Origin of the sequence: Paenibacillus sp. FSL R7-0312 (genome assembly GCF_038004445.1) — a bacterium.
In the GTDB taxonomy this organism is placed as follows: Bacteria; Bacillota; Bacilli; order Paenibacillales; family Paenibacillaceae; genus Paenibacillus_AQ.
The window spans coordinates 2,437,514-2,458,779 of sequence record NZ_JBBORE010000001.1 but is presented as its reverse complement, the minus strand read 5'-3'; the positions used below and the strand labels follow the sequence as shown (position 1 = coordinate 2,458,779).

General features: G+C 50.9%; 16 protein-coding genes. 5 read left to right on the top strand and 11 right to left on the bottom strand.

The annotated features are described in order from the left end of the window. Nucleotides 1-47: 47 nt before the first annotated feature. The 3 genes from MKX70_RS10835 to MKX70_RS10830 all read right to left on the bottom strand — a co-directional run bounded on the left by MKX70_RS10835 (nt 48) and on the right by MKX70_RS10830 (nt 2,889). The gene (locus MKX70_RS10835; protein ID WP_340840002.1) at nt 48-698 is read right to left on the bottom strand and encodes a hypothetical protein; all 651 of its coding nucleotides are present in this window, start codon (nt 696-698) and stop codon (nt 48-50) included. 20 nt (nt 699-718) lie between these two features. Continuing rightward, nucleotides 719-1,045, bottom strand: coding sequence for a DUF7689 domain-containing protein (locus MKX70_RS33410; protein WP_445323659.1), 327 nt, complete (start codon nt 1,043-1,045; stop codon nt 719-721). Nucleotides 1,046-1,359: 314 nt separating this feature from the next. Next, complete coding sequence (locus tag MKX70_RS10830) at nt 1,360-2,889, bottom strand: extracellular solute-binding protein (protein ID WP_340840001.1); 1,530 nt, start codon at nt 2,887-2,889, stop codon at nt 1,360-1,362. A gap of 186 nt (nt 2,890-3,075) precedes the next feature. On the opposite strand from MKX70_RS10830, the gene MKX70_RS10825 reads away from it, so the two are divergent. Beyond that, nucleotides 3,076-5,415: an AraC family transcriptional regulator gene (locus MKX70_RS10825; protein ID WP_340840000.1), complete on the top strand. Its 2,340-nt coding sequence runs from the start codon at nt 3,076-3,078 to the stop codon at nt 5,413-5,415. On the opposite strand, the gene MKX70_RS10820 is transcribed toward MKX70_RS10825, so the two are convergent. The 7 genes from MKX70_RS10820 to MKX70_RS10790 all read right to left on the bottom strand — a co-directional run bounded on the left by MKX70_RS10820 (nt 5,390) and on the right by MKX70_RS10790 (nt 14,245). Beyond that, a complete protein-coding gene (locus MKX70_RS10820) occupies nt 5,390-6,154 on the bottom strand; it encodes a hypothetical protein (protein ID WP_340839999.1) in 765 nt (254 codons plus the stop codon). The genes MKX70_RS10825 and MKX70_RS10820 overlap by 26 nt on opposite strands. Nucleotides 6,155-6,350: 196 nt before the next feature. After that, nucleotides 6,351-8,180 carry an APC family permease gene (locus MKX70_RS10815; RefSeq protein WP_340839998.1) on the bottom strand — a complete coding sequence of 610 codons (1,830 nt, stop codon included), beginning with the start codon at nt 8,178-8,180 and terminating at the stop codon, nt 6,351-6,353. A 155-nt stretch (nt 8,181-8,335) separates the two neighbouring features. Next, the gene (locus MKX70_RS10810) at nt 8,336-8,608 is read right to left on the bottom strand and encodes a hypothetical protein (RefSeq protein WP_340782534.1); all 273 of its coding nucleotides are present in this window, start codon (nt 8,606-8,608) and stop codon (nt 8,336-8,338) included. A gap of 180 nt (nt 8,609-8,788) precedes the next feature. Next, a complete protein-coding gene (locus tag MKX70_RS10805; protein ID WP_042239547.1) occupies nt 8,789-9,142 on the bottom strand; it encodes a hypothetical protein in 354 nt (117 codons plus the stop codon). Nucleotides 9,143-9,145: 3 nt separating this feature from the next. Further along, nucleotides 9,146-12,157, bottom strand: coding sequence for an efflux RND transporter permease subunit (locus MKX70_RS10800; protein WP_340839997.1), 3,012 nt, complete (start codon nt 12,155-12,157; stop codon nt 9,146-9,148). Between the two features lie 41 nt (nt 12,158-12,198). Next, nucleotides 12,199-13,572: a sensor histidine kinase gene (locus MKX70_RS10795; RefSeq protein WP_340839996.1), complete on the bottom strand. Its 1,374-nt coding sequence runs from the start codon at nt 13,570-13,572 to the stop codon at nt 12,199-12,201. Then, entirely contained in the window at nt 13,565-14,245 is a 681-nt protein-coding gene (locus MKX70_RS10790; protein ID WP_340782528.1) for a response regulator transcription factor, read from the bottom strand. Before MKX70_RS10790 ends, MKX70_RS10795 begins: the two co-directional genes overlap by 8 nt. A gap of 204 nt (nt 14,246-14,449) precedes the next feature. Here MKX70_RS10790 and MKX70_RS10785 point away from each other — a divergent pair, with 204 nt between their 5' ends. Further along, nucleotides 14,450-15,148: a DUF6710 family protein gene (locus MKX70_RS10785; RefSeq protein WP_340782525.1), complete on the top strand. Its 699-nt coding sequence runs from the start codon at nt 14,450-14,452 to the stop codon at nt 15,146-15,148. An 868-nt stretch (nt 15,149-16,016) separates the two neighbouring features. On the opposite strand, the gene MKX70_RS10780 is transcribed toward MKX70_RS10785, so the two are convergent. Then, the gene (locus MKX70_RS10780) at nt 16,017-16,988 is read right to left on the bottom strand and encodes a LacI family DNA-binding transcriptional regulator (RefSeq protein ID WP_042239553.1); all 972 of its coding nucleotides are present in this window, start codon (nt 16,986-16,988) and stop codon (nt 16,017-16,019) included. Nucleotides 16,989-17,127: 139 nt separating this feature from the next. Here MKX70_RS10780 and MKX70_RS10775 point away from each other — a divergent pair, with 139 nt between their 5' ends. The 3 genes from MKX70_RS10775 (at nt 17,128) to MKX70_RS10765 (ending at nt 21,265) form a co-directional block, all read left to right on the top strand. Next, nucleotides 17,128-18,543: a glycoside hydrolase family 1 protein gene (locus tag MKX70_RS10775; RefSeq protein ID WP_042239555.1), complete on the top strand. Its 1,416-nt coding sequence runs from the start codon at nt 17,128-17,130 to the stop codon at nt 18,541-18,543. Nucleotides 18,544-19,088: 545 nt separating this feature from the next. Next, a complete protein-coding gene (locus tag MKX70_RS10770; RefSeq protein ID WP_042239556.1) occupies nt 19,089-20,564 on the top strand; it encodes an FG-GAP repeat domain-containing protein in 1,476 nt (491 codons plus the stop codon). Between the two features lie 14 nt (nt 20,565-20,578). After that, nucleotides 20,579-21,265, top strand: a complete 687-nt coding sequence (locus MKX70_RS10765) for a response regulator transcription factor (RefSeq protein WP_042239558.1) — start codon at nt 20,579-20,581, stop codon at nt 21,263-21,265. The last annotated feature ends 1 nt before the right edge of the window (nt 21,266 follow it).

Genomic DNA, 21,266 nt, shown 5'->3' with positions numbered 1-21,266 from the left:
GTATTGTTCACTCATCATAAAATATCTCTAAATTGAAAACCCGGTTATTATTTGCTGTTTTGCTCCACAAACGATTTGAGAAGACTTTCTTTATCCGCATTTTCCTTTTTCCAGTTTGTAAAATCATCTTGAGATTCATTATCAGTAAGATAATCCAATGCAGGAGCTAATTCTTTTTGTCCTTCTTCAATTTTTTGTGATATATAGGGAATTGCAGGTGTTCCCAAATCCTTTAATTTATTGACTTTTTCATTGTCACTAATGCCTTCATTTGATATTGAGTCTACTTTATCAGGAATCTCCTTTACATGGGCTGTATACTTTGCTGAAAAATCCTTCGCAGTTTCCCAATTCACTTCTTTTCTAAGATCAATTTTAGATATCTTCTCAATAGCAATTGCGTAAATATATTCAATTAAACCGCTCTGTTGCGAATTGTCCAACATGTTTTTGAGTACAGGCAACGCTGGATCACCCAAAGCAACAATGTCATCAAAATCCTTATTGTTTTTAATATAAGAATATGGGCTTGAGCTAAATGCTAAATCTGTCGAAGATGATTTCACAATGAAATCTTGAATTTTATTTATACTTGAAATTATTTGTTCTTCAACACTTGCATGTGCCTTCAAATTTGAAGTCAAAGAAAATACCACAACAAACGAAACAATGAATAGTAAAGCAGCAATTTTCTTCATTCAGATACTCCTTGTATAATTTAGTTATAATATCTTTGTGCCGGTCCGTATGGCCCCGTCGGTTTATACGGATCCCAAGAAGTCTGCATCAGTTCTGCTTCTCCCCATTTTGCTTTAGCAACATAAGCAGCGGTAGCTCTTGCAAAGTGATTTATAGAATTTGGACCAGGTCCGTATGAGATAATCCCAGGAATTGAGTAAACATATCCAAAAGGACTACCTGAGTAACCCATTTGACTTAAGTAAGTATCCACTTGGGACTGCGTTGCAGTTTCACTGTTCCATGGCCAGACCCGTGGAGAGGATCTATGCTCTTCCGCCGTATCAAACAGCAGGGGAGCGTACATCAGGTTCTCCATAATATGGCGGGCAATTCTCTGAATGCAGTCCAGCTTGTCCAGATCTGCACAGCGGAGCAGCAGCGGACCAATTCTACGCCAGTGAAGAACCTTCGATAATGTAATTATCTATACACAAATCATAGAAGAAGCCTTCCTCCTGCCCTATAGCCTGAGTGATCCGGTCAAGCTGCTGCATCGCAATGAGCTGGTGCCCATGAACGATATTACTGAGTGTCCCGGAATGAAGCTGGGAGCGCTTGGCGAAATTGGGTTATCGTCAAAGCTTCTGGGTGGACAAGCTAAATATGTACATTTATCAATTAATCCTCGCTAGCCCGAGCCTTAGCCTCCGCCTCCATATATTCCTGGATAATCATACTGCCGCCGCTGGTCTGCCATTTCTCGACCTCACTGGCGAAGCCGTCCGCATCAATCTTGCCCAGAATATAATTATAGGTAGCATCCACGATAATGGCTGATAGCTCGGCGTTCTTCTCATCATAGGTAGCGGAGGTTAAACGTACTGTCGGGTCATCGACCAGGAACTGCTCATTATCCTGGCTGAGCTGGTCGGCAAGGGCCGTCAGCTGCTCCTTCTGCGCGACCTCCATAATATTATTGTTGCCGATATCGGCAATCATCAGGGAATAGAGCGGATTCACCTCGAATACGCGCAGCTGGGAGGTTTCCTCTGGAAGGATCACCTTCCCCTCCCCATCGAGCTGATAATGCCGGCCCTCGAAGCCGTACACCATCAGGTTGGCTACATCCTTATCCATCGTGCGGTCAAAGAACCCGAGTACCTGTTTCAGTTCCTGCTCTGTGGCAATGGCTTTTTTGGAGAAAAGATACAGGCCGTTGTACTTGGGAATTGACCATACCTTGTACCCGTCCGGCCCCTTAATCCGGTTAATCAGAGTAAGCTCTGCCTGGGGATTAATTGCCTTGGCCTCAATGGAGAGCCGCTGCACGTCTGTCATACTCCCGATGAATATCCCTGCCGTCCCGCGGATGAACTTATCCCGCTGCACCTCCTTGCTCGTCAGGGCGAAATCCTGGTTGATAATCCCCTCGTTATATAATTTGCGCATGAAATTCATCGTGTCCATGTATTCAGAGGTGGCGAATTCCGGAATGAACCGGTTGTTCTCAATCTTCCAGTTATTCGGCGTGCCGAAATAGGAGCTTAACGTCTTGAATACCCCGTACACCAGGTCATTCCGGTCTACCAGTCCGAGGGTATCCGCTTTGCCGTTCCCGTCCGGATCATTATAGGTGAACTGCTTCATCACCTCGTACAGCTCATCCAGTGTCCCCGGGTGACTCAGGTGCAGATGCTCCAGCCAGTCCTTACGGATAATAATTCCCTGCCTGGAAGCGGGTCTTTCCGTATAGAGGCCATAAATCCCCCCGTCCACTGTGGTCTGCTTAAGGATAGAAGCATCCAGCTGGCGCAGATTCGGGAACTCCTCCAAGTACGGGCCAATCTCCCAAAAAGCGTCGGAACGGATCATATTCTTGACCGGATTATAATCGGTGAATTTGACAAATGTAACTTTGCCGAGGGCACCGTTGGTCAGCGCCGTATTCATTTTGTCCGAGTATACGCCCTCCGGCACCCAGGTAATATTCAGCTGCGTTCCGGTCAATCTCTCAATCTCGGCGATAAGATCCTTGGAAGGCGTTTGCGGGAAATGCAGCGGTGCCAGAATCGAGATAGACGGTTTCTCCCCGGAAGTATCTGAAGGGGTAGAGTTATCCTCACTGCAAGCGCTTAACAAACTGAACGAGAGTAATAGACTTAAGCAGCATACAAGAGTCACCTTCCTGCCCGCCATTCCTTTGAACATTTCATAACCTCCCAAAATCGAAATATTTATATACATTAAGGCCCTATTTATTGAATAATTTAGTATGTAGAGAGATTATTAGAGAAAATGATTATTGCGGCACCAGATGATTATTGTTATTATCCTTCGTGATGCATACACTTAAAGCAGCGATTACGACTACTTCAAGCAAAGGTGCTGAACCCGGTGAAACATTTAAGCTTTCTGAGTAAATTAACGATGTTCGCTTTTGCCATCAGCATCCTGCCGGTGCTGTTCATTGGTTCTTTCTCTTATTTCACATCCTCCAAGGAAATTCAAAAAAATGTTAACGAAAGCAAAATGGAACTTATTTTACAAATTACCTCAAATGTAGAACATAAGCTTACCACTGTCAACCAGACCTTGAATCAGGTAGTGAACTCCTCTGTGCTGAAAAAAGCGCTCAATAACCCGCTAAATGTAACCGATTTCATTTTATATAATGACATAAGAAATGAAATCCGCAACATGCAATCTTTCGATACGAAGCTGGAGGATGTCATTCTATTAAATCAGCGGCAGAACTGGATGATCAAGAATTCCGGACTCTACCGCCTGAATGAATACCAGAATTACGAGCAGCTCACGAACCTGATGAATATTCAAGGCACATCGTCCTGGGTGCTGAATCCCTCCTCCCTGTTCTACAGCGAAGAGAGTATTAACGTTACCGGCTGCAATTACAGCATCAGCCTGATTAAGAAGCTCCCTACCACCAAGCTCCAGAAATACGGGCTCGCCATGGCCAATATTCCCGCCTGCAGTCTCCAGGATTTCATCAACTCCGATGTGCAGCCGCTGGACAGCATTATTATGCTGGACGAATCCGGTCGGATTCTGCTCCATCCTGATCGTAACCTGATCGGCCAGCCCGCCGAAGCAGGGGGATTCACGGGCTTCCAGCGGATTGCCGCAGCAGCCGAGCCCTCAGGGCAATTCAAAACCGAAATCAACAAAGAAGATTATTCCATAACCTATATGCGCTCCCCGCTCAACGGATGGATCTACCTGTCGGTAACTTCCATTGAGAGTCTGACCCGTGAATCCGGCAAAATCGGCACCTATACGGTAGTTGTCTGTACGTTCATGCTGCTGCTGTCTGTGCTGCTGGCGTGGCTGGGCTCCCGGCGTATGTACACTCCGATCGAACGGCTGCTGAATCAGATGGGACAGCGCCGTCCGGGCCTGCGGGCAAGGCATACGGATGAATTCCAGCTCATCGGCGAGCAGGTGCATTCCCTGTTCCAATCCAAATCACAGCTGGAGAAAGAGGTCAGCCAGTACATCGGGCAGGTGCGGACCTTCTTCCTGATTCAGGCCTTTCAGGGCAATCTGAGGAAACGTGAGCTGCTGGAGGAACTGGAGCAATACGGGTACCGCAAGCAGGTGGAGGAATGGAAGACGATGGCTGTCATTACGCTGAGCATCGACTTCTCCGAGGAGAGCAGCTATGAGAAAAAGGATCTCAATCTGCTGTTATTCGCGGCGCATAATATGACCCAGGAATTGGTATCGGAGGATAACAGGCTAACCCCTGTGATGATGGGGCATGCCCTGGCGACCGTAATTGGCAGCAGTGACGGCAATACGGAATCTTTTCACCGTACGCTCTATGCCTTGACGGAGAAGCTGCAGCAGGAGATTAATAATTACCTGAAGCTGCAGGTCAGCATCGGGCTTAGTCTGCCGTTCCACTCTTTTGATAAAATGTCCATTGCCTACAGGGAAGGCCTGGAAGCCTTGAAGCACCGGATCACGCTCGGCAAAGGCATCATCATCCAGTACGAGAACATTAACTCCGGCAAACATTATCTCAATCTGAACTACCCTACCCATACCGAAAATGACCTGATGGATGCCATCAAGCTGGCGGACAGCGATAAGGCGAAGGAATTGCTGCATAAGCTGTTCAAGTGTATTTTTGCGCTGGGGCTCTCACCGCAGGAATACCAGATTCCGCTGACGCGGCTGCTGAACAATACGCTCATTATGATGCAGGAATCGGGGATTACGCTGAATCAGATCTATCATGCCAACGGTTCATTGTTCGAAGAGCTGACGGATCTGCATATTGTTGCGGAGATTGAAGACTGGTTCTGGACCATCGTCATCCAGCCGGTCATCGCCATCTTCCACAGCAGGCAGAATGCCCAGTATCATAACATCTCCGAGAAGCTGATCGACATCGTCCAGCATGAGTATGACAAGGATCTAACGCTGGAGGAATGTGCTTCCCGGCTGCATTATAACGCCAACTATATCAGCAGTGTGTTCCGTAAGGAGACCCAGTATTACTTCAGTGACTACCTTACAATGTACCGCTTCAAAATGGCGAAGAAATGGCTGGAGGAAACCGATATGCCGGTGAAGGATATCGCCTCACGCCTCAGATACAACAATTCGCAGAACTTCATCCGCTCCTTCCGCAAGCAGGAGGGGATGACTCCCGGCCAATACCGCGACAACTTCAGCTCGAGGCCTAAGGCTGTGCCCGATGATTATTAAAGGCAGGGCCCCCAGGCGCGGATTTGGGCTTACGTGATTTTTTTGACCGGATAAAGAACGTAATAAGTACGCCCAGAATCAGCAGGAGGCCGCCGCCAGCGATCGCAATATTCCTGATATCCGGCACGTATACAGCCAGACGCAGCGGCTCGGAATCCGCAAGTGAAATATGCCACGTTAAGGTATTGCCGTCTTGTTCCGCCGCATTATTAGGCCCGTACAGATCATAGGGAATCGTTAATTTGAAATCCACGGAGAAGGTCCCCATCAGCAGCCGCACAAGAGATTTAGGCACGCTTAAGCTGCCGATGCCATCAATAATTTCATCCGAATAGGCGTTCAGCTTAGGCTGGGCCACTACATCGTAACGGGTATACAGCCATCTGTCCGTCTGCCCGACCTCCGCCTCCACTATATCGAGACTGCTGCCGCTGGACTGCAGCTCCTCGATCGAAGCATAGGATTTCAGAAACTGATATTCTGTAGATTTACCGCTTGCCGTTTTGTTCAGCTCAATCCCTGCGGCCGCGAGCCTTGTGGTCAGGAGCTCCTCTATTTTACCGCTGACCAGCTTCTCCGCCCGGGAATCCAGCAGCAGACTGAAGGCCAGATCGAGAGAACCGTTCTTCTTCACCGTCATATGGGCCGTTCCCTGCGCGCAGCCTGTGAGCAGCAGCACAAGCATCATCATCATTAGTACAGTCTTAACTTTGAATCCGTTCAAACCCTGTTCTTTCAACCACTATCCCTCCATCCGCTGCCTGTTGCTATTGCTTAACCGAACCGGCTAGAGGCGAATCTCCTATCATCCGGAAGGTCACAGTTTAGCTTACCATATGCTCCTGTTGGGAGAAAAGCAAGATTAGCCTCAAGCTTATAAAAGCCCCCGGCCTGTGGTCATCCGTGGCTGGGGGCTTTTTGCGTGCAACAAGCAGTTATTTTTTCAAATGATAAGGCACAGTAGTGATAATTACATTTCTGCGGTACAGCAGGTGCGCGCGGATCAGGAGGCTGGATTGGTTATGCAGGATGTTATGCCAGCCTTTCTTCGGAATGAATTGCGGAACGATTACAGTAACCTGATAATTCGATTCGCTTGCTTTGCGCTGGACGGTATCGATGAACTTGGTCAGCGGATGAATGATACTGCGGTAAGGCGAATACAGCGTCACCAGCCGCACCTCGGGATGGAATTTCTTCCACTTCTCCTCGAATATCACGTCATCCTCCCGTTCAAACGGAATGTGTACCGCAATAATCTGTTCAGCGCCCAGTGATTTGGCATACCGCAGGGAATTCTCCACTACATGCGTAATTCCGGCCACCGGCAGAATAATGATATTCCCTTCAATTGCGAGCGGTGGCTCACCGCAGGTTGTAATCCGAAGCTGATCAGCCACCGATTCATAATGCTTGTGGATGCGGTAGAAGAACAGGATAATCAGCGGCAGGAAGACCAGCACCGGCCAGATTTGCGGGAATTTGGTCAAGAAGAACATAATAGTAACAATGAAGCTGATGAGTGCCCCGGTTGTGTTGATGATCAGCTTGGGCAGCCAGCCCTCCGGCTTCTGCCGGATCCATTTAACCATCATGCCGGTCTGTGAGAGCGTGAAGGGGATGAACACCCCTACCGCATACAGAGGAATCAGATGCTCGGTCCGCCCCTTAAAAGCAATGATCAGAATAATCGACAGGACACCGAGGCTGAGAATTCCGTTAGAGTAGCCCAGCCGGTCGCCGCGGACCGTGAACATCCGGGGAATGAATTTATCCTTGGCCAGATTCACGGCCAGCAGCGGAAACGCTGAATATCCGGTATTGGCGGCCAGGATCAGAATCAGTGCCGTGGTCCCCTGAACGAAGAAATACATGAAGTTCCGTCCGAAGACCTGCTCGGCAATATCGGAAACCACCGTAACCTCTTCCCGTGGAGCAATTCCGTAATAATAAGCCAGGAAGACAATCCCTGAGAATAACAGCGCCAGAAGTATGCCCATCGAAGCCAGTGTCTTGGCCGCATTGTTCGGAGCCGGCGCCTTGAAGTTAGGAATGGCATTCGATATGGCCTCCACACCTGTCAGCGCGGAGCTCCCTGAAGAGAATGCCTTTAGGAGGAGGAACAAGCTGACTCCGGCCACCGGTGTACCCAGGGAGGTATGAAGTTCAGCCGGTACATTGCCGGTCACAATGTTGAACAAGCCAAGCCCGATCATAACGAATAGTGCTAGGACGAACAGATAGACCGGATAAGCCAGGAAAGAGGCCGATTCCGTAACGCCCCGCAAATTCAGTGTCGTAATCAGGAGAACAAAGATGATGGCAATAATCACATTATAAGAATGAAGACTGGGAAAAGCAGAAGTAATGGCATCCGTTCCGGCCGATACACTTACTGCCACGGTCAATATGTAGTCCACCAGCAGGGAGCCGCCAGCCACAAGCCCCGGATATTTGCCTAGGTTCTCCTTGGATACCATATACGCTCCGCCGCCTTGGGGATAGGCAAAAATAATCTGCCTGTAGGAGAGAATCAGCGCCGTCAGCAGTACAAGTACTCCTGCTGCAATAGGAATCGAATACCAGAATGCGGCTGTACTGATCGTAATCAGAACCAGCAGAATCTGCTCGGGACCGTAAGCAACCGAAGACAAGGCATCCGAGGATAGAATGGCAAGAGCTTTGGTTTTGTTTAATTTCTGTTCACCCAGTTGCTCCGACTTCAGCGGCCGTCCAATCAGGAATCTTTTTACCGAAGACTTCATCAGCTCACCCGACTTTTTTTAGGTTTATATTACCCACAGAAAATAAAAAATAATCTGCGTCCCTTATTATACGCTTCTGCGGCAAAAACGGATGATTTTCTTATCACGCTTCCTCTTAGGCTTTCTCTTGGGCTTTCTCTTGAAGCTTTCCTTCGCTACAGCCAGTCCTCTTTAAGCAGCATTCGCAGCGTTTCTGCGTGGTCTTTGCCAATTTTGGCTGCAATCTCCGCTTCAATGCTTTGCTTGATCTTCTGCATACTCCTGCAGACCTTAGCGCCACGCGGAGTGAGTACAATCTGCTTGTCACGGCTGTTCCCTTCCTTGGAAGCAGTGTCTACATAGCCCTCAGTGAGCAAATTGTTGATCGTTTTTTGCGTCCCCTGGCGGGAAATGCTGATCAGTCTGCTAATCTCCGAAATGGACAGCATGCTATGCAGCTCAAGCAGGGTGTTCAGCAGGCCATCTCCTCATGGCTTTGCCGAACACCCTTTTCCGGGATTAACGCTATGAATTATTTATTAGGTGCCTGCCCCGCAGCTGTACACTGCCGCCAGTAGAATAGAAGGTTGTGCATCCAGAAGGATACGCAGGTTCTTCAGGCTGCTGATTCACCCGGTACTGCCTTTGTCGGAGCCCTGCTCTATGAGATCAGCCGGCTTGCCCAGCGGTACAAACATGCCAAGGCCTCCTAATACCTTAATCCGCTTGCCCTTAAATTCCGTCTCAAACACCCTGACAATTCCATAATCGGATACCACAGTTCCTTCATTGATCATCCGTTCACCAAACAGTGATAGACCGAGCCCCATTAACGGATTGGCCCCGCTTGCTCTTTCCGATACCTTGTCCAGCACCCAGCTCTTATATCTTTCCTCGGAGGGCTTGGTTGCAGACATTACTCCGCACAGCACCAGAATCGCTGCTGCAGCATACACCAGCATCTTCTTCGCCTGCTTCTTCATAAGCTACAACCTCCGCCACTTTCCTAGCAGACTGTAGACTACCGGAATGAACACCAGAGTCAGCAGCGTCGAGGTACTGAGCCCGCCGATCACAGATATAGCCAGACCTTTGGAGATTACGCCTGAGCCTGACTGGGACAGGGCCAGCGGAATAAGGGCACACACCGTGGCCAGTGCCGTCATTACGATCGGACGAACGCGAACTACGCAGGCTTCCATCACAGCTTCAGTAATCGCCATGCCTGAACGGCGGTTGGTCTCAATTCTCTCCAGCATGACTACGGCATTGGTAACCACAATCCCGATGAGCATGAGCATGCCGATCATTCCGCTCATGGACAGAGATTCTCCTGCCAGATACAGCGCACCAAGTGAGCCAAATGGAACAAACAGCAGCGAAGACAGGATGACCACCGGAGTGATACATCCGCCGAACGTAATGAACAGAACTATAAATACCAGTACAACCGCAAGAAGCATTGCCGTTCCCAGGTCCTTGAAGCCGTCCTGCATCAGCTTCTGGCCGCCTCCGACTTCCCAGCTTACGCCGTCCGGCAGGGACAGGGCTGCCATATCTCCTTTCAGTTCCTTGGTCACAGTTCCGATTTCCTCACCGCTGCTCATGGCTGTCAGCTTCACAGCCAGTTTACCATTCTGATGCTGAATGGTAGCAGGAACCTCTATCACCTCAGCCTCCGCAAGATCTCCCAGCAACGCCGGACCGGACGCGGTAGCAACCTTTATACCCATCAGCGCTTCAGCACCCGCGACATCCTGATTGTAACGAAGAGTGGTCTGATAATGCTGATCCTCCAGATTCAATATGCCTATGGATACCGGCTGCAGCCGGTCTTTGACCTGCTGATAGATTAGCCCGGGACTTACACCTTTTTGCCGGGCGGTATCCTTAAGTGTCAATGTATACTCGTTCTGAAGCTGCGCTGCCGAGGTCGACTGATTCTTCAAATCAGACTTCTGCTCCATCATATCGTAAGCCTGCGCCGAGGCAGCAAGCAGATCGGTCATACTCTCTCCGGACAGAATCACCTCCACATTGCTGCCCGAAGGCGGTCCATCCTTCACAAGCTCATCTATGGTTACACTGGCTGAGGGATACCCGGTTTGCACCAGTGCCGGAAGGCTCTGCTCCAGTTCTTCACGGATACTCTGCATTTCACTTTCACTGCTAAGTCCTACTTGTAATTCAGCGGTATAATCTCCTGTTTTATTTTGCTGCAGCCTTTGAACATTTCCTGATGAGCCTACGAAGGCCTGGACGTATTCCACCTGCTCCATCTTCGTTAACTGATCCTCCACTTTCCGGGCCATAGCATCAGTCTGCTCCAGGGATGCAGTCACCGGGAGATCCAGCCGGATCTTAAGTGCCTGTGAAGCTTCAGAGGGTAAAAAGGATTTGCTTATCGACGACGCAAAAAAGACAGAACCGGCGAGCATTGCCAAGGCTACCAGTAGTACCATTGCCTTGTGAGCTACCGCCTGCTGCAGGAGCCGGGTATATCCTTTGCTGAGGCGGGTGGATTCGCTGTGCTCCGGCAGCTTCTTGAACAGGAGCGCTGCCAGGACAGGAATCAATACGAAGGCAATCAGGAGTGACAGCAGAATGGACACAACGACAGCCAGAGAGAAGGGACGGAAGAATTCCCCGACAATACCCTTCACAAAAGCCAGCGGCACAAATACTACAACGGTTGCTACAGTGGAGGCTGTAACCGCGCCGGCCACCTCTTTGACGGCATGCACCAGAATCTCCGTCCGGCTCTTGTCCGGTTCCTTGCGCAGCCAGCGGAAGATATTCTCTATGACCACTATGCTGTCATCGACAATACGGCCGACAGCCACAGCCATACCGCCCATCGTCATAATATTAAGCGAATAGCCCATACTTTTCAGCACGATAATTGTCCCCATAATGGACAGCGGTAAGGAAATTACCGCAATCAGCGTCGCTCTGATATTGCGGAGGAACAGGAGAATGACCACGATGGTAAATAGGGCACCAAATGCGCCTTCATGCAGAAGGGATTGAACCGATTCCGTCACATCCGCTCCCTGATCGACGATCGTATTGGATTCGAAGGAGACTGTGCTATGGAACGCTTCCAGCTGCTCCTTCACCTGATCCACTACTTCAGCTGTATTGCTGTCCTGGGTTTTGTATACATCCAGCAGTACGGCAGGCTGCCCGTTGTATCGGGCAATATTGGCCGCCAGCTCCGTTTCGGTAATTGTGGCAATATCCCACAGGCGCAGACCCGGTGTAGTTTTTGAGGGAAGCGGCGTATTTTGCAGCGCAGCAAGATCCGCCACCCGGCCCTCCAGATTCACCACAGCTTTGCCGTTCTGCTCGGCAAGAGTGCCCAGCGGCAGGATATATTCCGACTGCTTCAAGGCGGTGCTGATATCGGACAGCATAATTCCATTGGCGGCAGCCTTGGCCTCATCAACGCTGATGACAAGCTGCCGTTCCGACAAGCCGCTGGCATCCACCGAACTGACCCCATCCACCCGGCCAAGCTCCGGCAGAAGGGAAGCAGTAATCTGCTGCTGCAGTCCGGCAGCATCGGCAGAAGCCAGTGCTACCTGGTACACCGGTCTGGCATCAGTGGATATCCGCTTGTATGCCACTGATGCACCTTCAGGAAGTCCCAGCTTCGCTACGGCGCTTTCCACCTCCTGCTCCAGCTTATTCATATCGGTTCCAAATTCATAGGAAGCCTGAATAATGACACCGCCCGCAGACGTTTGGCTGGTTAAGGCATCATAGGGCTGCAAATTTCCTATTGTACTCTCAACAGGCATAGTAATATCACGTTCTATTTCTTCTGCTGAATGATTAAGATACTTGACCTGTATCACAAGGGCTGGCATCTCCACATTCGGATATTTCTCCTGCTGTATGCCAAAGGCCGACAACACACCGGATACGACCAATGCCAGAGTGAGCATAATTACGGAAGAACGGTTTCTCAATATAAATCGCCACAAGCTATTCATGAAGATTTCTCTCCTTTCGGTTTGAAATCTATCTTAGAATGCTATTGTGTCCTGAGAATGTCCTGCTGCAGCATAACTGTCACAATCGTTCCTTCACCTGAGCGGCTCTGAACAGCAATGGTGCCTCCATGCAGCTCCACGATCTTGCGTACAATTGACAATCCCAGTCCGCTGCTCTTCACTGATCGGTCTCTGGACTTGTCCCCCATGTAGAACCGGTCAAAGATGCGGGGCAGATCCTCCTCACTGATCCCCTGTCCGTTATCGCGGAAGACTACGGTTACTTGTCCCGCCGCTTCCTCTGCGCTGACGGATATCTCCCCGCCGGACGGCGTATATTTCACGCTGTTGGACAGGAGATTATGCCAGACCTGCTCCAGCTGATGCTCATCACCAGCAATTCGTACGGGCTGCAGGTCAGACAGATTAATCTCCAGGGATTTGCCCAGCCACTGGGGCTGCAAAGAAAGGAATACCTTGCGTATCTGCTGGTCCAGCTCGTACTCCCGGACATTCAGCGGACTCTGCATACTCTCTAGTGCAGACAGATGCAGCAGCTTGCTGCTTAACTGGGCCAGCCTGCCGCTCTCCTCTTCAATAATATTCAAATAACGGCGGTTCTGCTCTTCAGGCAGCCGGTTATCGCGGATGGCCGCCGCGAAGCCTTTGATTGAAGTCAGCGGAGACTGAATTTCATGGGATACATTGGAGACAAACTCCTTGCGCAGCTGCTCCACCTGGCTGAGCTCAGCGCTCATCCTGTTGAAGCTCCGGGCCAGCTCCCCGATCTCGTCCTGCCGCTTGTCCGGCACCCGCTCCTCGAAATGACCCTCCGCAATGCGTGTAGTCATTACCGTCAGCCTTTTAATAGGCTTCACCAGCCAGTGAATGGCAATTACATACAGCATGCTGCCGATGAACAGCGCCAGGGCCAACGCCAGAATAAGTGAATTCTTAAGCCGCAGCAGCGCCCCTTTGTACAGGGGTTTCAGAAACAGGGCATAGCTATGGCCGTTCATTTCAAAAGGCAGCCCAATGGTCCGTGTACTCTGGATACCCCGTTTGGAGAAATCAAACCGGTGAACGCCCCCGTTCAGCACCTTCTCCACATCTTCCGGGCTGGCAAAGCTCTCCGCCTTGGCTGTACCCAGGAATCTCTCCGACCCGTCGCTCCCAAAAAGCACACCCTGTGAGCGCATCGTATAGATTTGCGGCAGCAGTTCATTCCAGTCACCAGTCCGGTTGGACTTATACAGCTCAATCATGGATTTGCCAGACTGGATCAGATCATCCTCCAGCTCATGAAATATCCGGTCTTCATTGACGTTATAGCTGACCACAAAGGCCACAGACAGGCTCACAGCCACCACAATGATAAAGGTTACGATTACGCGGACGTATAGCGTTTTAATCATCGGCGGCTCCTGTCAGCCTGTAGCCCAGGCCGCGGATCGAAGCAATTTCGAACGGCGGCGGGTCGCCTGCGAATTTTTTGCGGAGCTTCTTCACATGTGTATCAATCGTCCGGTCGCTGCCATCAAATTCAAGCCCCCATATATCACTGATCAGCTGCTCTCTGGAAAAGACTTGGCCCGGGCTGCTGGCCAGCTTGAACAACAGTTGAAATTCCTTAAGCGGCAGCGTGACGTTCACACCGTTCCAGACTGCTTCCATAGTCCGTATATCCAGTTTTACGCCGCCAACAGAGGCCAGACCTGTCTCGTTGACCTTGGATCTGCGCAGAATGACCTTGACCCGCAGGATCAGCTCTCTAAGATCAAACGGCTTTACTACGTAATCATCCGTGCCCAGCTGAAATCCTTTCACCCGGTCCTCGCTTTCCCCCTTGGCCGTCACCATCAGCACCGGCATATCGTAACGCTCACGGATTTCCCTGCACAGCTCCCAGCCGTCTTTACCGGGCATCATAATATCGATAATGGCAAGCTGGAAGGAATGCCTCTCCATAAGGCCGGAGGCTTCGTTGCCGTCTGCTGCCTGAACTACTTTGTAACCCTCCATCGATAAATACAGCTCAATCAGTTCCCTGATATGGGCATCATCGTCAACAACCAGAATTGAAATCATCCGCTGCCCCTCTCCGCCTCTGCCTCTGCCTCTGCCTCCAGAAGCTAATCATTCACAATATTATAGTGGATTCCCGTTGTAGAATGCACCTAAGATATTATATTTGAACAATCCAGTCATTCCCTGCTGTATTCATCACAGACATATGGGTATAGTGCATAATATGATAAGCAAATATCATACGACTGAAGGAGCAGCTTTTGCATGAACACGAAACAAGAATTCGATAATCTCATGGCATTTGCCAAGGATTTAATCAATGAGAATCTCGGTTTTTATTACGATATCAATTACGGCTACTTCCAGCCGGAGACTCATCCGATTGTGGACTTCATAAGGCTCATAGGCAGACGGATTCAGAGCCAGCTGATGCTGATGCCCGCGCTCTACGGTGAGATCGACCAGATGGAGCGGATTTTCTCGGACAACCTGTTCTTTGATGAGTGGGCAGAGGTTACAGAGGACAGACAGAGCTTCCACTTCCTGATGAGGCAGATCGACAACAGCAGCAGGATCATTAACCTGGCGCGTGACCTCGTCTTCCCCTCCCCCTGGATTCCCCGGAAATTACGCGACAGTCTGATCCGCATAGGGGAAGGCACCCTGAACGGCAGCTGGAGACAAGATATAGGCCATGAAGTCACACTGTGGCTTCCAATGGGCATCTGCTTCGTAGAAGGCTCCGGACATCATTCGGTGGCTGCGGGAATCATCAAGGGCGAAGGGGAGCTCTACCCCACTTCGGTATATGACATCAGTCCAATCTATGATCATGTGTATACCGACGGCAAGTATTACTACAGAACGCATGATCATTCCGTGATCTCCGAGGTTCACTTCGCAGAGTGTGCCGCTATCTTTGAAATCGGCCGGATTATGGCGGCGCAGAAGATTATTTTCTGAGGCCTGCGGCAAGTTACAAGGGCTGTGTTAAGCGCCAGGATTGGCTGCTTGTCACGGCCCTTTGTTTGTACGGGACGCCCCGCTTCCGGCGGATTCAAGAGCACTTCTGCTCCTTATTTGCCGCACACTTTTGAGACTACCCTCTTGCGGGAACACAAGGAACGATTGCGGGCATAGATAGCTGGACCGGGTGCTGCAGCGCAACTAGTCACTGATAATTCTCGAAGCCACTCAGGTGCGGTACCCGCCGGACGCGCCGTTGCGGACTCAGAAGCGCTTATTTCCCGTAAAAGGGCCTTTTCGCTCGGCTTGCGGACTCCTGAGTCCGCTGGCCCGAAGCAATGTGCCGAATCCGGAGGATAAGCGCACTGGAGTCCGCAACTTCCCACTCCTCCTCTTATCCTCCTACCTACCCAACCCTTCATCCGCGCACGGCTTAGACGCAAAAAAGCAGCCGCATTTGATCCACGGCTGCTTCAGAGCTCAACTTTACTCCTTACTACTTACTACTTACTACTTACTACTTACTACTTACGCTTACTCTCGCTCTTGCTCTTACTGTCCACCCCGCAGAGACAAAATGTTGTATAAACTACAGCTTCGAGCCAGTGAAACCCGGGTGCACAGGCGGATTGTTGTATGAAATACAGGAATTTTCCCGCTAATCCGTTTAATAGACGGGGATTGCTGCATTTCATACAACAATTTTCGATTATAGTCGATATGACGCGGGAAATGTTGTATTTGATGCAGGAATAAAGTTACTTTGTCACTTTATCAATTGTCACTTGCCCCTTGTCACTTCGTTCTGCGCCGCCCCTACATCTCCCGGCCCAGCGCCGCCGGCCAGGACCGCAGCCGCTTCCCCTTACGTAGTAGCCCGCTTCACCAGCTGAAACTCCAGCTGCTGCTGCTCCGCTTCCGTGCCTTTGAGCCTGCCGAATATCAGCTGAAAGGCATTCTGCGCCTGTGCGGCAATCGGATTATAGATCGAGGTAATCCCCAGCGTATGAGCCAGCTCGGTATTATCGAATCCGACAACCGCCAGCTCCTCCGGCACCTTCACACCCATCCTCCGGGCCTCGTTCAGCACACCTGCCGCTACCAGATCATTGGCGCACAGAATGACATTCGGTCGCTCGCCCGGATTCAGCAGCAGCTCGCGGACCAGCTGTTCCCCCTGGCGGATAGAATAGATGCCGGTAGGCGACCAGTCCGGATTAACCGGAAGCGCGTATTTGCGGGCAATGTCTTGATACGCCTGCATCCGCCCGGAGGTATTCATGCTGGTCGGCCTGCCAAAAGCATTGGCGATCCGCGTATATCCCTGCTTAATCACATGCTCCAGCCCCAGCATATATCCGTCATATTGGTTCATGGCGACGCTCTGAATTTCCGGCCGCTCCATCCGCTGCCAGGACACCATCGGCCCGTACTTGCCATAGGAGCTGAGGAGCTCCAGATCGTTGACACAGGTGCTGATGACCAGCGCATCAACTCTTTTCCGCCGCATATCCTCGAAGGCCTGCAGCTCTTTGGCCGGATCACCTCCGGAAGTATAAATGATCGTCTGGTAGCCATACTGGCTGGCGGTCTCAACGAAGCTGTTCAGAAACGGCAGCATCACTTCGTTGATCCCTTCCGTAACCATACCGATCTGTTCCGTCTGCCCTTTGGATAAGGAAATAGCATTGCCGTTCGGCACGTAATCCTGCTCATCCATGATCTTCATGATGGTATCCCGCGTCGCCAGGCTCACATGGGGGGAATGATTCAGCACACGCGACACGGTGGCTTTGGAGAATCCCGACAGCTTGGCAATTTGATCAAGATTCGACATGAGGCTTCTCCTTATATAAATTGTTATCTCCCAAAAAAACACTTGACATGTAACGCGTTTCAACATTTAGCATTCCATTATAGGACATATTATTAGCTTACCATATCTGAATCCATAACTATAAAAGGCGGGATATTGCATGAGTATTAAGTTTCCTGAAGGCTTTCTGTGGGGCGGCGCTGTAGCTGCCAACCAGCTTGAAGGCGCATATAATGAGGACGGCAAAGGCTGGTCGACCCAGGACGTCGCTCCGCAAGGGATCAAAGGTCCGATTACTGAAGTTCCGACTGAGGATAATATGAAGCTGGTCGGGATCGACTTTTACCACCGGTACAAAGAGGATGTGAAGCTTTTTGCCGAAATGGGCTTCAAAGTCTTCCGTACCTCCATTGCCTGGTCGCGGATTTTCCCGAACGGTGATGAGCTGGAGCCTAATGAGCAAGGCCTGCAGTTCTATGATGATCTGTTCGACGAACTGCATAAATACGGCATCGAGCCGCTCGTTACCCTCTCCCACTATGAAACTCCGCTGCATTTGTCCAAGCACTATAACGGCTGGGTTAACCGCGATTTAGTCGGCTTCTACGAAAGGTATGCGAGAACGGTATTCACCCGCTACAAGAACAAAGTGAAATATTGGCTGACCTTTAACGAGATCAACTCCATTCTGCATGAACCGTTCATGAGCGGTGGTATTTACACGCCGAAGGAGCAGCTCAGCAAGCAGGATCTGTATCAGGCAATCCATCACGAGCTGGTAGCCAGTGCGCTGGCCGTGAAGCTCAGTCACGAGATTAACCCGCAGGCCCAGATCGGCTGTATGATCCTTAGTATGCCGACTTATCCGCTCACTCCGAACCCGGATGATGTAATCGCAGCGATGAAGTCGGAGCATATGAACTATTTCTTCGGAGATGTTCATGCGAGAGGCGTATATCCGGGCTATATGAAGCGTTACTTCAGAGAGAACGGTATTGAAATCCATATGCAGCCTGGCGATGCCGAGATTCTGAAGCACACGGTAGACTTCATCTCCTTCAGCTATTATGTGAGCATCTGTGAAACGGGAGACAACAATAAGCGCAATCAGAACGAAGCTAACCTGTTCAGCGGTGCAGCCAATCCCTACCTGAAGGCTTCCGAATGGGGCTGGCAGATTGACCCGCAAGGTCTGCGTTATGTACTGAACATGTTCCATGACCGTTACCAGAAGCCATTGTTTATTGTAGAAAATGGTCTCGGCGCCAAGGACGAGCTGATCACCGGCGAAGACGGTGTGCCGACCGTCAATGACGACTACCGGATTGGGTATTTGAATGACCACCTGGTGCAGGTGGGTGAAGCAATCGAGGACGGCGTAGATGTCATGGGCTACACCTCATGGGGCTGTATTGACCTGGTCAGCGCTTCAACCGCACAGCTCAGCAAACGTTACGGCTTCATTTATGTTGACCGCCACGACGACAATACCGGCACACTTGAGCGCTACCGCAAAAAATCCTTCCACTGGTATAAGGACGTTATTGCGTCCAATGGAGAGAGTTTGCTGCGTTAAGCTCTTTCTCCCCAAAAAAGGCAGCCATTCCGGCTGTCTTTTTGGTTGGAATAGGCTACTTCATGGTAATTTCCATAAGGTTAGTCCATTCTCATTGTTGAGCATAATCGCCTCCGGCCTTCTTTCGGGTTCATATGAACATGATAGTGGTCCACACAGTCCGCTTCATAGGGCACGCAACTGAGACGCGTCCCGCTGTCCCTTCCTGTCCCTCCCCTCCGGAGCTAAGCTGAAAGTATATATTTCAGAGGAACAAAGGTTATAACCAGAAGCGGAAGGACCGGAGGGGAAATTTGGAACTGTAGGAGCGATAGCGTCCGCCTTTGTTTCCCGATTTCAACTGCAAACTGCAGTCTAGATCAAGAAATCAGGAAACAACAGCGGCCGGAAGTCCAAATGTTCACCGCAGAGACGCCGCAGCTTCCCGTTAGCACCTTAGCTTCAACGCCTATAGATATTCAGATAGCTCCTTTACCATTTTGCAACTAATTGCCAGAAAGGTTGGGATATACTAGCCACAGATGAATCATAAGGAGAGTAACTGGATGAACAAATTCATACCCGGCCTGAGCGGCCTTCTATTCTTAAGTATAATCACCTCCGGCTGCGGCACCCTGAAGACGCCAAGCGATCTGCTTCAGGCCCCGGCACAGGGCAATGCCGATGGCACATTAACCGGGATCGTGAAATTATATCTTCCCGCCAATTCGCATTTAACAGTGCCTGTCCATTCCGAATCCGGCAGCGCCATTCAATTGCAGGATCTCGACAAGGACGGACAGGATGAGCTGCTGGCCTTCTATAAGACAGACCAGACCGATTATGAAATCAATACCCTCCTGCTCTCGCACAAGGACGGGAAGTGGAGTAAACTCGCCACTCTGACCGGGGTAGGCAGTGAGCTGGATTACGTGGCGTTCACCGATGTTACCGCAGATGGAGCGGAGGATCTGCTGCTTGGTTATAGCGGCGGGGAAGGACTAAGTAAAGAGTTATCTGTCCACAGTCTGAACAGCGGCAAATTATCCGAGATTCTCAAGCAGCCCTATGATCAGGTAGTGGTTGGGGATCTGACCGGGGAAGGGCAAACCGACATTGCTGTACTCCAGGGAACCTATATCACAGATGCACAACCCGAGACGCACCTTCAGCTGCTCCGGCTCCAGGGCGGTACGCTGCAGACCTTATCCGATCAGAAGCTTGACGGGAACGTGATAGGCGCCCAGTTCGCCAAGGCATCTCCTACCCGCAGTGCCTTATTCATCGATGCCGCAGTGGGTGCGCACTCCTCTTACACTTCGCTGCTGACTTGGGAAAATAGCAAATTTACTGATATACTGGCATCAGATGATTATCAGCGTACTGCGCTGGCCGGGAGCAAGGATCTTGTACTCAAGCCGCTGGCACCGGCGCCTGACGGAATGCTCGGCAGCAATAACATGGCCATCAAGGATTACCCTCTGGACAGCACAGATATTAACGGTGACGGGATTGTCGAGATCGGCTTTCTCGTACCGCCTGCGGGCACCGAGAGTTACGCCCCGCTGGCCACTCCGTTCATCACCAAGTACTATCAATGGGATGGCGGAACCGGCCTGAAGTTCGTGGAAGAACAGTTTGACCGCTGGGGCTTCAACTTCCATATTCCTAAGAGCTGGGCTGGCCGTACCCTTCTGGAGACACCGGGAGAGTCACCGGCGCCATGGGAGAATATCCGCTTCAGCTACAAGAATGCCGAATCTACCCAGCAGGCTCCGCTTCTCGAGCTTAGACTGCTGGCTAAGAAGGATTGGGCTGCAGCAGAGACTAAGCTGAAGTCAGAGAATAGAGAATATAAGCTGCTGTATGAGCTGCACAATACCAATGATGATACGGCGCCAACGGTGTTCGTTGCGGTCATGCCCGCTGCCGGTGCAGCAGCCAAGCTGCAGGGCGCTTCCCTTCAGGAGTATAATCAGCTGAAGCTGACCCTTGAGGAAGCAGTGCAGCTGGCCGGCACACCGCAGAAGCCCCGGCAATAATAAGGAGGCTGTTCATGAAAGTGCTGATACTGGAAGATGAGAAGCCAATCCGGGATCTTCTGTGTGTGAATCTGAAACGTGCAGGCTTCGAAGTCGCTGAGGCTTCTACCGGTGAAGAGGCTCTGCGAAGCGCAGGGGAACGGAAGGATTTTGACATCGCCATTCTGGATCTGATGCTTCCCGGCATGAGCGGCTTCGAGGTATGCACCCGCCTCCGGGGACAGTTCCCCCGCCTCGGAATCATTATGCTCACAGCCAAAAGCCAGGAAGTAGACAAGGTCATGGGCCTTGAAGCCGGCGCAGACGACTACGTGGTCAAGCCGTTCAGTCCGGTTGAGCTGGTCGCCCGGGTGCGCTCCCTGTACCGCCGGATGTATCCGGGAGAAGCTCTGCCGCAGGAGAACAACCTGGAGCTTCCGCCTTTTACCCTTCTGCTCGATGAACGGAAGTTACTGAAGAACGGGCAGGATATCCCGCTGACCCCGACCGAATTCATGATCGTCAAGCTGCTGATGGAGCAGCCGAACAAGGCGATGAACCGGGACGATATTCTGACAGCCGTGTGGGGGCAATATTTCATGGGGGATCTAAAGATTGTAGATGTGAATATCAGCCGAATCCGCCAAAAAATCGGGCAGGAGTCCTCCGGGCCGCAGTTCCTCGAAACGGTGTGGGGATTCGGCTATATATGGAGGGGCTAAC